This window comes from Mycoplasmoides alvi ATCC 29626 (assembly GCF_000701785.1).
GTDB classification, from domain to species: domain Bacteria; phylum Bacillota_I; class Bacilli_A; order Mycoplasmatales; family Mycoplasmoidaceae; genus Mycoplasmoides; species Mycoplasmoides alvi.
On record NZ_KL370825.1, the window covers coordinates 112,142 to 123,415 of the forward strand.

At 26.8% G+C, this 11,274-nt stretch carries 10 protein-coding genes; 9 read left to right on the forward strand and 1 reads right to left on the reverse strand.

Annotated elements, in window-relative coordinates; genetic code table 4:
- Window positions 1–103: 103 nt before the first annotated feature.
- Window positions 104–1,888, reverse strand: a complete 1,785-nt coding sequence (locus T383_RS03810; RefSeq protein ID WP_052664064.1) for a scabin-related ADP-ribosyltransferase — start codon at window positions 1,886–1,888, stop codon at window positions 104–106.
- Window positions 1,889–2,156: 268 nt separating this feature from the next.
- On the opposite strand from T383_RS03810, the gene T383_RS03910 reads away from it, so the two are divergent.
- The 9 genes from T383_RS03910 to T383_RS0103470 all read left to right on the forward strand — a co-directional run.
- Complete coding sequence (locus T383_RS03910; RefSeq protein WP_156940257.1) at window positions 2,157–2,294, forward strand: hypothetical protein; 138 nt, start codon at window positions 2,157–2,159, stop codon at window positions 2,292–2,294.
- 17 nt (window positions 2,295–2,311) lie between these two features.
- The gene (gene proS / locus T383_RS0103435) at window positions 2,312–3,733 is read left to right on the forward strand and encodes a proline--tRNA ligase (protein ID WP_033160268.1); all 1,422 of its coding nucleotides are present in this window, start codon (window positions 2,312–2,314) and stop codon (window positions 3,731–3,733) included.
- A 177-nt stretch (window positions 3,734–3,910) separates the two neighbouring features.
- Window positions 3,911–4,582: an MPN555 family protein chaperone gene (locus T383_RS0103440; RefSeq protein ID WP_052664065.1), complete on the forward strand. Its 672-nt coding sequence runs from the start codon at window positions 3,911–3,913 to the stop codon at window positions 4,580–4,582.
- A 92-nt stretch (window positions 4,583–4,674) separates the two neighbouring features.
- Window positions 4,675–4,959 (forward strand): DUF3217 domain-containing protein, encoded by a 285-nt coding sequence (locus T383_RS0103445; RefSeq protein ID WP_033160269.1) that lies wholly within the window; start codon window positions 4,675–4,677, stop codon window positions 4,957–4,959.
- 43 nt (window positions 4,960–5,002) lie between these two features.
- Window positions 5,003–5,323 (forward strand): hypothetical protein, encoded by a 321-nt coding sequence (locus tag T383_RS0103450; RefSeq protein WP_033160270.1) that lies wholly within the window; start codon window positions 5,003–5,005, stop codon window positions 5,321–5,323.
- 20 nt (window positions 5,324–5,343) lie between these two features.
- Complete coding sequence (gene thrS, locus T383_RS0103455) at window positions 5,344–7,077, forward strand: threonine--tRNA ligase (protein ID WP_033160271.1); 1,734 nt, start codon at window positions 5,344–5,346, stop codon at window positions 7,075–7,077.
- A gap of 2 nt (window positions 7,078–7,079) precedes the next feature.
- Window positions 7,080–7,904 (forward strand): MPN552 family protein, encoded by an 825-nt coding sequence (locus T383_RS0103460; protein WP_033160272.1) that lies wholly within the window; start codon window positions 7,080–7,082, stop codon window positions 7,902–7,904.
- Window positions 7,905–8,286: 382 nt separating this feature from the next.
- Window positions 8,287–10,569: a coiled-coil domain-containing protein gene (locus tag T383_RS0103465; protein ID WP_033160273.1), complete on the forward strand. Its 2,283-nt coding sequence runs from the start codon at window positions 8,287–8,289 to the stop codon at window positions 10,567–10,569.
- Between the two features lie 52 nt (window positions 10,570–10,621).
- The coding region (locus T383_RS0103470) for a P30/P32 family tip organella adhesin (protein ID WP_033160274.1) at window positions 10,622–11,274 on the forward strand (653 nt) is incomplete at its 3' end.

Consider the following 11,274-nt stretch of genomic DNA (forward strand, 5'->3'; position numbering starts at 1 on the left):
CTATCCTAAAAGCAACATAATTAAAATTATTTAATGCAGTGACACAAAATTTATTAATTTTTTAAAAATTACACATGCATTTGACACAATAATAATTTATTTATTAAATATCAGCATACTTGTTAATTCTGAACAAAGCAATAGAGTTTTTATCAACTCCATAATTTGTAGTATAAACTCCCCCTCATTTGGGACCTGTGATAACAACTCTTAAATAATCATTTTTATTAAATGATCTAATGTTACGATAATTAATACCTTTTTCTGCATCTCACTTATCATTTTGGAAATATCAAAGTAAATTTTTATTAGTAGTTTTTTGTAAATCTGATTTTATTCATTTAACTCAATTTCATTCATTATTACCACGATTATTGTATAGAGCAAAAACTTGTCCATTTTTATCAATGTATACAATTTTATAAGTATTTAGATCATAAAAAAACTTATTTCTTGGTATTGCTGCAGCTTTTGATCATCCAGTTTCAGGAACAATTACATAATTTTGATTTTGATAAAATCATGAAAGTTCAATATCAATTAGTTTAGTCTTTGATTCTTGAGGCAACAAAATACAAGTATCACAAGTATCTTTGCTAATTGAAATATATACTTCTTCAAAATTAGAATCATAATCATCTATATGTCTCAAAAATAATTTATTAGTTTTAATTTCTCTTTGTAAAGAAAAATTTTTAATTTTTTTATTTTTTATTCTAAATAATGTTTCATTGTCTCTTACAATTGTTCTTTCTAAAGATCATTTTTGTGATTCATCATTAATTGAACCAATTGCATAAGCTAATTCATAATGAGTTTGAAACCCAACATAAACAGGTGTTAATGCATAGGAGTATTCTTTATTTTTTGGGTTCCAAACTAATCTATGAAAAGCATCATAAATAAAATCTGGCGCTTTTTCTCATAGATTAAAATTAATAAGTTTTGCTAAATTATAATTTTTTTGATTTTCAAAAAATAAAACAAAAAGTTGCTTAGTTTTAAGAGTACGTAAATAAAGTTTTTGAGCAAAACTAGAACTTAAAATAAAAGGTTTTAATTTTATATCTTTTAAATTCTTATGAATTAATTGTTTATCATAGTAACAAAATAATTGTCTTTTATTATTAAGAGATCTTTTATCTCTTGGACTATCGGGCAAAAATGAACAAGCAAAACCTAAAGATGCTGCTACTCCTCCTGATGCATCTGATTCAAGAAGTTCATTTGGTATACTAACTCTTGAAGTTGTTGCAATAGTTGCACCTTCTGTATATGGCAAATCATTTGCATATGTATTTGAATCTACATAGTTGGGATTTAAAATTTCAGGTTCATTTATTCTTGGTGTAAAATAAACAGTATCTTGTTGATGTCGAATATGAATAGGATCAATTGAAACAGAATCTACTCTTCATGCTGATCGAACTCTTTCCCTTGGAATAGGACCAACATTAAATCATTCTCTTTGATAAGCAAAATCTCTTAAAACTGAGTCTGTTGCATCTATTGCTGTTTCTAAATTACCTTCTTCAAAATCAATTAAACCTGTGTTAATTCGTTGTTGATAAAAACTAGCAGTTCTTTGAGCACTATAAACATTTTCATCAGCTCTAATTTCATATAAATAATATTCCAAATTTTGAAAAGGATTATTCATCATTCCTCCAAAAAACCTTAAGCTTGAATCTGGTGAATCAGAAGCTGAAATAATGCCACTTCTATCATCTTCAGGTATTTCATCACCTAATGAATATCCTAAAATATGTCGAAAAAAATTTGTGTTTGTTCCTCAAGGTTGAAACCCTTCTTCAAAAATTTCATTAGGCGGACGAGAATCAATTCGATATATAAGCTTTGGTGATCCTTGAGAATTTCTATTTGGCATAAAATATTTCTCCTAAAATTTATTATTTAGAATGATAGAGATACTAGAAAATATTAAATAATTTTATATTAAAAATTATGTTGTTTAATAAACTAGATGCTTGTATTAAAAATAATTTAATAAATAAAAATTAATATTTTTAATTATTCATTTAAATTTTTATTTAACTTCATAGAGACAATCATAGCAATTATCATAATATATTATTTATGCCTTATGAAATGTTATAATTAACTCCATTAATATTTCAATTTAAGAATTTAGTTTAATGTCACAAAATCAAGAAAATACAAACAAAACCAAAATGGATAAAAGTAAAAAGATTAGAATTATTATTGCATCAATAATTCTAATTATTTTAATTGGTATTGTTGTAGCTGCTGTTGTGGCAACGACAACTCATTAATAATACTAAGTAATGCTATGAAGAAAAATCGTGAAATTATTAGTCAAATAGTATCTTTAAGTGATTGATATACAAGCGTTGTTGAAAAAGCAGAACTAATTCATTATAGTCCCATCAAAGGTTTCATGAGTTTTCTACCTCGTGGTTGAAGCATATGAGAACAAATTCAAAAGCATTTAAATAAGAAATTTGAAGAATTAAAAATTAAAAATGTTGCTTTACCTAGCTTATTTCCTTATGGTGATTTGCTTTTAGAAGCAAATCACATTAAGGGTTTTAATCCAGAATTATTTTTGATTGAGAGCAAAAATCATGAAAAATTGTCTAGTCCATATGTTTTGAGACCAACTTCAGAAGTAGCTTTTTGCAAACTATGAAGTGAAATTTTACAAAATTATTCTCAACTACCATTTCTTTATAATCAATGGTGTAATGTTTTTCGTGTTGAAAAATCTACACGACCATTTTTACGTAATAGTGAATTTCATTGACAAGAAATGCATGGAGCTTTTTCTGACAGTTCAAGTTGTATTGATATGGTTAAGAAAATGCATGATATTTATGCATGACTTATTAATGATGTCTTAATGATACCTACTTTGTCTGGACTAAAAAGTGAAAATGAAAAATTTGCTGGCGCAATTGAAACTTATACAATTGAAACAATTATGCCAGATGGACAAGCTTTACAATCTGCTACTAGTCATAATTTAGGTCAAAATTTTTCTAAAGCTTTTGATATCAAGTATCAAAATAAAAATAATATTTATGAATTTGTTCATACAATGTCTGCAGGATTATCTACAAGAATTATTGGTGGCTTAATTATGAGTCATGGAGATGATAATGGTTTGGTGTTGCCATTCAGTATTGCCCCTACACAAATTATGATTTTGACTTTATTTGGAAATAAAAATTCTGAAGTTGTAAATTTTGCAAATGAACTCTTTAATAGTTTAAAGCAAAAATATAGAGTGGATGTTGATTTTTCAGATAACTCATTAGGGTATAAAATAAATCAACAAGAAATTTATGGAGTTCCTTTGTTAATAATTGTGGGACCAAACGAATTAAATAATAAAACTGTTTTATTAAAATGACGGAATAGTTCAGATAAAGAAATAGTTTCAATTAATAATATTTCTCAAAAGATTTTAAACAACATTTCAGTTTATAATAATAGTTTATATGCAAAAGTTAGTAGTCGATATCAAAATCAAATTGTTAAGGTTTATAATTTGGATGACTTTAAAAAATCTTTAAATGATAAAAAAGTGCTCTTAGTTGGTTGAAGTGGTACAATTGATGATGAAAATGAAATTAAAAAAACAACTGGGGCAACTATTCGTTGTATAACCAATTTGTCAACAAACAATATTAATTGTTTTTATACAAACAAACCTGCTCAACATTTAGTTTATTTTGCTAGATCATATTAGTTAGCATTTGAATAATCAATTATGAGTATTTGATATACTCAAAACATTAAAATTAAAGTTATTCATTTAAAAATTATTTTTAATTTTAGAATCTAAGTGGTCTAGAAGAACATTTAATATATTAACTTAGATTTAAATTTGTTTTAATAAATATTGGAGAAGTTTGAATACTTTTTTATGGACAAGAATAAAAATAATGAATCAAAAATTGTAGAAAATAAATCAACAAGTGAATTAGTTACTGAAATCAATTTTTCAAAAGAAATTAGAATTACACGTATTTTTACTGATGGTAATTTAATTTCTCAACATAAGGAAAGATTAAGAAAAGGAATTAAAAATATTTCTGAACAAGTTCTAGATTTTGAAACTGTTCAAATGGTAATAAAAGATAATTTATTTTCAGCAGCAATGGAAGAAATTGTTAGTCATTTTAAATTTAATATTGATTCTGAATATCGTAATTTTATTGAAGAAAATGTTAAACATTCATTAATGCAACCATCTGGAAAAGAACCTGAAGCACGCGTTGTTACTGAAATTTCAGAGAAGATAATCAAAAAAGGACTTGTTTTTAATTACTTGGAAAAATTGTGAAAAATTGAAGTATCTGATCAAGAAATTAAAGACATGCTAGATATTTATTATCAAAAAACTAATGAATCTATTAGAGATGTTTTGGAAGATAAAGAACGATTTGAAGGTATTAGAAAAGCTATTTTGGAAGAAAAATTAATTATTAAAACAATTAGTGCTTTTCCAATTAGATTTGATTTGCAAATTCCTGTGCCAGTTTCTTCATCTGATTCATCAAACTCTTCATCTTTTGATAATAACAAAAAAAACTAACATGTTAATTAACATAATATAGAGGTATTTTTTACATTATAATAGTACTTGTGTTTCTCTAAATCTTTTATAAGATAAGTTATCTAAGTTTAATGCTAAATAAAGTTATTATTGAAGGTGAAATTGATAGTTATCGATGGTCTAGTAATAATACTGGATTTTATGTATCTATCAAGCAATATCGAATGTTTGGTAAGACCAAATTTACTGACTATTTTACATTGTATGCTAATAAACCTCTAAGTGATGAATTAGAAAAATATGTTAAAAATTATGAAACCATTGCTGTTGAAGGAGTTTTAAGAACTTATCAAGATTATCGTAGCAAGCAATGAAAAGTAGCTATTGAAGTTTTAGAGATTATTATTAACGAATAAATATTTTGTATTTTAAATTAATTTTAATTGTGAGAATAAATTCATGGAAGAATATGTTAATTATGTAAAAATTTCTGGAATGTTGGATAAGGTTAGTAGACGAGACAGTGGTTCTTTTTTTGCTAGATTAGTTCAATCAGGATTATTAGGGAATGTTAGAAGCGAACATTTTTATGAATTGTACATCGGAAGTGAAGATGTTCATATTCAAAAATTTTTAATTGCTGGAACATGGCACATGGTTGAGGGTAAGTTAACTATTTTTAAATCACGTTATGGTCATAAAATGTTAATTCATGTAAAAAATATTATTCCATTGGAAGATAACCACCCAAACATTAATGAAGTGCACTTTGATAAGTAAATCTAAACAGGTATATAAAAATGAATTTGTGATCTTCAACATTGTGCTTATTGATAAAGTTATTTTTAATGCAAGAAGATAAATGAATTAATTTTGGTGAAATAAATTCAAGTGATAATATTGTTAGTTTGGATTTTTTTTCTAAAAATGTTGTTATTAGCAGTAATGATTTCAAATCTATTGAAAAAAAACTTATAAAATTAGCTTTAAATTTAAAAAAATATGAAGTAGTTTATTTAAACAAGAGTGAAGCGCTAGAAATTTTAAAATTTGATCCTTTTAGTACTGAATTAATAAATAAATCTAATTTAAAAAAATTTAAATTTCTAAATTTAAAGGAAAAAAATTTACTAATTTGACATGAAGCAAATATTTTAGAAAAAGTTTCACTTTTAAAATTTTTTAGTTTGTTATCAATTAGTGGGGTATATTGGCAAGGAAAGGAAACAAATAATCAATTAACTCGAATAAGTTTTGTTGCATTTCCAGAACAAAATGAATTGGATAAATTTCTTAAAGAATTAGAAGAATCTAAAGAACGAGATCATCGTAGAATTGGTAAAAATCTTGAATTATTTACATTTAATAGTTTAACTGGAGCAGGAATGCCAATTTGACTACCTGCTGGAACTATTTTGCGCAATTTAATTGGGGATTATGTTCATGATTGCCAAATTAAATATGGATTTAATTTTGTATGTACCCCTGTTATGGGTAATTTAGATTTGTATAAACTTAGTGGTCACTATAGTCATTATGGCGAAGATATGTTTCCTCCGATGAAATTAAATAATGAAATGATGATTCTTAGACCTATGACATGCCCCCACCATTGCTTAGTTTATCTAAGTAAGCCAAGATCTTACCGGGATTTACCAATAAGATTGTCAGAAGATTCTATTTTACATCGTTATGAAAGTTCTGGGGCATTAACAGGATTAGAACGTGTAAGAATGATGACTTTATTAGATAATCATATTTTTTGTTTGCCAGATCAAATTGAAAATGAAATTATTAATGCTTATAAAATTATTAATGAAGTTATGAATACTTTTAATATTAAATTTGATCATGTTGATTTATCACTACACGATCCAAAAAATAAAAGCAAGTTTATAGATGATGAAAAAATGTGAGAAACAAGTGAATCACAACTAGAATTGGCTTTGCAAAAATTAAATATAAAATATTCAAAACAAATTGGAGATGCAGCATTTTATGGTCCTAAAATTGATTTTCAATGCCGAACTGCTTTGAATAAAATAATTACTTGTTCAACGATCCAATTGGATTTTTCTTTGCCAAAAAAATTTAATACAGTCTACATAAATTCTAATAACCAAGAAAGTAATTGTGTTATTGTTCATCTTGGTATTATTGGAACATATGAACGATTTATTGCAACCCTATTAGAACAAACTAGTGGAGTTTTACCATTATGATTAGCACCATTACAAGTTCAAATTATTCCTGTAAATAATCAAATTCATAATAGTGCATGTCAAAAATTATTTAAATTTTTAACTGATAATAAAATTCGTTGTGAAGTAGATAATCGTGAGGAACGTTTAGCTAAAAAAATTCGTGATGCACAAACTCGTAAAGTCCCCTTGCAAGTTGTTATTGGAGATCGTGAAGTTGAAAATTTAGATCAAATTAATTACCGCCAGTATGGATCTGAAACAGTTATAACAATTTCTACAAATGATTTTGTTAAAATGATTCATGATGCAGGTATAAAACATAAAAATTAAATATGGACAAAGCTTATATTCTTGATACTAATTTGCCAGCTATATATAGCGAAAATGTTAATTTAAAAAATGCTGAACATCTTTTGCGCAGATTGTCTAATGATACTTTAACTATTTTAAGTACAAATGCTTGGTATGATCAAGCAATACAAATTTGTCAGTTACTTGATATTAAAAATATTGACATTGTTTCAGGTGCAGGTAGTTGTTTAAAAAAACATTACGATAATCATTTTTTTTATGAAAGTTTTTTAAATAAAAATGATGTTGATTTAATTTTACATCTTGCAGTTTCTTCATTTTCTGGAGTTTTAGTTAAAGGTCAATGACGTGATGAGCCAAACTCCAATGTTCTTTTAAATTATTTTTTAAGTGTACAAACAGCTAATCAATTCAAAAGTGTTTGAAAATTAAATTTTCCTATCAATAATGATTATTTATTGTTTGAAAAAAATTTAGAGAAATTAGATGTTAGTGAAATTTATGTCTATTCTTCTGGGCAAAGTTTTAACAGTAAATTTTTAAAAAATGACAATGAACCTAATGATTTGATTAAAGAATGTAATTTAAATATTGTTCATTTTTTTGATAATCTTTATCTATTTAACTCTAAAACAGCATCTAAATTTAAAATGATCTCTAACTATCTTGATCAATTGGGAATTCCATTAAAAGATGTTACATACATTAGTTTAAAAGAATTTGATTCTAATGCTAGAAATGCTTACGGAAAAATTATCATTCCAGAAGATTCAGAAATTGTGACTGGAAATACTTCTTTCATAACTTATAATTCAAAACGTTTAGATGAAATTTTAGACAAGTAATTTATTAATATTAATTTATAAAATTTTTCTTTTTCAATGCATATTTGTACTAAAAAATATTCATGTTAATTGAAGATAAAATAATATTTGTGTAAAAAATATATTTACTTATGATTTGTCTATATTTAGTTAAATTTAAGTTCAAGTTAAAGAACTAATGATAGATTTATTTTGTAAAAAATATGTTTGAAATAAAAGATATTATTAAATTTGATAATTCATTTTAAGGAAGTATTCCTTAAATGGTTATTTAAGTTTAAAATAATGTTTAAATGCTTTTTTAATTTGCTAAAATATGTTAGGTTTAAATGAATAGTTAATTACTAGGACTTACACTGAGTTTCTTTTAAATTATTATTAGGAAGAATTAAAATTTGAAATTATGACACCAAAGATAGAAAAAAAACTTTTATCACTTCAGAAAAAAATTAGTAAAAAATTTCCTGATGTGGAAGTTGCTTATGCATATGATGAAAAAGGAAAAGTGCATGCTTTAGCCTTTGATCAAGATACTAATCAATTAGTAACTTTAAAGGACTTTAAACCAGTAGATCCTAATTTAAAATTATTTGATACAGAGGATAATCAAATTAATGGTCCTGGTTCAGATCAAGCAACTAATCAAGATCCAAATACCACTTATTTTGATGCATATGATGCCAATGGTAATGTGGTTAATCTAGCATATGATATACCTAGTCAAACTTTTTATGATCCTTCAACTGGTGATCCAATTAATGGGCAAAACTATTTTGATGGTAGTGGTCAACCATTAACTGTAGAAATGTTTGGTGGTAGCAGTCAAACTGTTGCAGTTCCAACTGAAGCAGTTCCAACTCAAGCAGTTCCAACTCAAGCAGTTCCAACTGAAGTTGTACCAACTGAGGCAGTTCTTTCACAAACTGAAGTTGTTGACCCAGCTCCGATTGATCAGTTTGCTGAGCAAGTTCCTAATGATATGGTAATGAATCAAGAAATGCCAGCTGACAATGAATACAATCAAAACATGGATTATATGAATTCATTGTCCTCTAATGATTTTGTTGATAATGGTAATTATGTTGAAAACAATTATGATGAAAACAATTTACCACAAGAAGACCAATTTTCTAATCAAAATGATCAACAACCTTATTATGAGAATAACTCTGAATTTAATTACCCAGTTGATAATCTAGTTGAATATGATGCAAATAACTATCAACAAGAAAATGTAGCTTATGATAATAGTTACAACTTTAATGATTCCAATAATTCATTATCAAACAATCCAATTTTACCTGACTATGCAACTAGTGCTGAAAATAACTTATTTACTAATAATGAAAACTTAGATAATAAAAAAGATGAAAATAATTTAGTTGCTGAAGAAGAAACAATTGTTGCTAATCGTGTAACAGAAAATCCGTTTAGCGGAGAAATTCAAGAACAAAACAAACGTATTGATGAAGTGGAACGTAATTTAAAAGACAGCTTTGAAACCGTTAGTGAAACCGCTAATCAAGTTCGTTATCAAGTGGAAAATGCTACAGCTTTTGCAAAAGAAGTGGAATCAAAGGTTGCAGATGCTGTTTCAACAACTGAAGCTAATGCAAATAAAATCATTAAAGCTAATGAAGAAATTGAAAAAGTTAAGGCCGATATTGTTTCTATTTCTAAGTCTAATATTGATGAAATTAATAAGGCAAATGAAGAAATTAATAAGGCAAATGAAGAAATTAAAAAAGTTAGAAATGTTGTTGCTAGTGCATTTACTATTACAGAAAGCAATAATAATGAAATTATAAGAACTAATCAAGAACTTCAAAAAATTAAAGAAGAACTTGAGAAGTTTAGAAATAATGAAGAATTTATTGCAATTAGTGAAGAACTACAAAAGGTTAAAAAAGAACTTCAAATTGTTAAAAATAATGAAGATCTAGTTAAAACTGCTAAAGAAATTGAAAAAGTTAAAGAAGAACTTGAAAAGTCTAAAAACAATGATGAACTTATTAAAACTAATCATGCAATTCAATTAATTAAAGATGAATTTGATAAGATTAAAGATAATAATGAGATTCAAAAAGTTAAAGAAGAACTTGTTACTTTAAATAATGAAATTAAACAAGTTAAAGAAGAAACTAAGACAGCTTTAACATTCTCTACACAAATGCAACAACGTACTATACCAACTCCTGCTGTGTCCTCTGGTCGTATTGTTCCTAATGCAACACTTGAGATTGAAGAAGATGCTGATTTTATTGAACCAATGGTACCTGCTTATAGACCAATGGAACCTTTAGGTGTTTACCAACCATTGCGTCCAGTAGCAGCAGTTGCTCCAGTGCCTCCTCCATCATACCCAATGCCACCATTTGTTGTTTCTCAAAGTCCAACATTGCCACGACCAAGATATTATAGAAATTATCCAGTTGGCATACCATATGCATCAACAAGACGCTTCTATGCTTACAACCATCATGGTGCTTATTATCCACAACAAAGACCAATGATGCGACCAATTAGGTATGGTCAATACAATTACCCTAATGAACCTACATTAGGGTACATGAGTCCTGCATATATGGATTATTACCCTTCTTCTTATCCATATCCTAGGCATGGAATAACTAGAACTTCATATCCAATAGGTTTTGTTGATTACCATTCATATGATAACTTTTAGTTATGATTTTAATTTTGTTAATGAACATAATTATTTCTAGGTATAAATAAACATGAAGACAAATAAGAGATCTTGATTAAAAAAGACAATTGTATTTTCGAGTTTATTTGGAATTGCTGCAATTTCTACAATTCCTGTTGTAATGTCAGTTTCAACAAGTTCACAACTAAATTGTAAAAATAGTTCTATTGAAATGGTTCAAAAGGCAGCAAGTGACAATGTTATTGGACCTGTTCCAGTAACTGAGCGTGAATGGTTTATCCCTGTTGTTGCTGGTTGTAGTGGTTTGCTGGTTCTTTGTTTAGCTTTAGGTTTGGGAATTGGCATCCCAATTTCTAAGAAGAAAGAAAGAGAAATTAATAGGCAAGTTCGTGAACATGAAATTTTAATGAATAAACTAGATAATGCAGCTAAAGCACAAGAACAAGAAATTGCTCAAGCAGCTAATCAGCAAAAGTTGCAAGATGAAGGAAGTGTTGAAAATGTAAGTGCGTCGCCAAATAGTTTGGCAGAAAAAACTGTTTCTGCTAATGAAACTAGTTTAGATTCCCAAAAAGAAAATTTAAGTAATACAAATTTAAAAGATGTAAAAAAGGATGATTCAAATATGTACAACAATTTTAATAATAACAGATATGGTTTTGACAATAATGTAATGATGCCTCAACAAAACCCATATGGCAACCCAATGATGCAACAACGTCC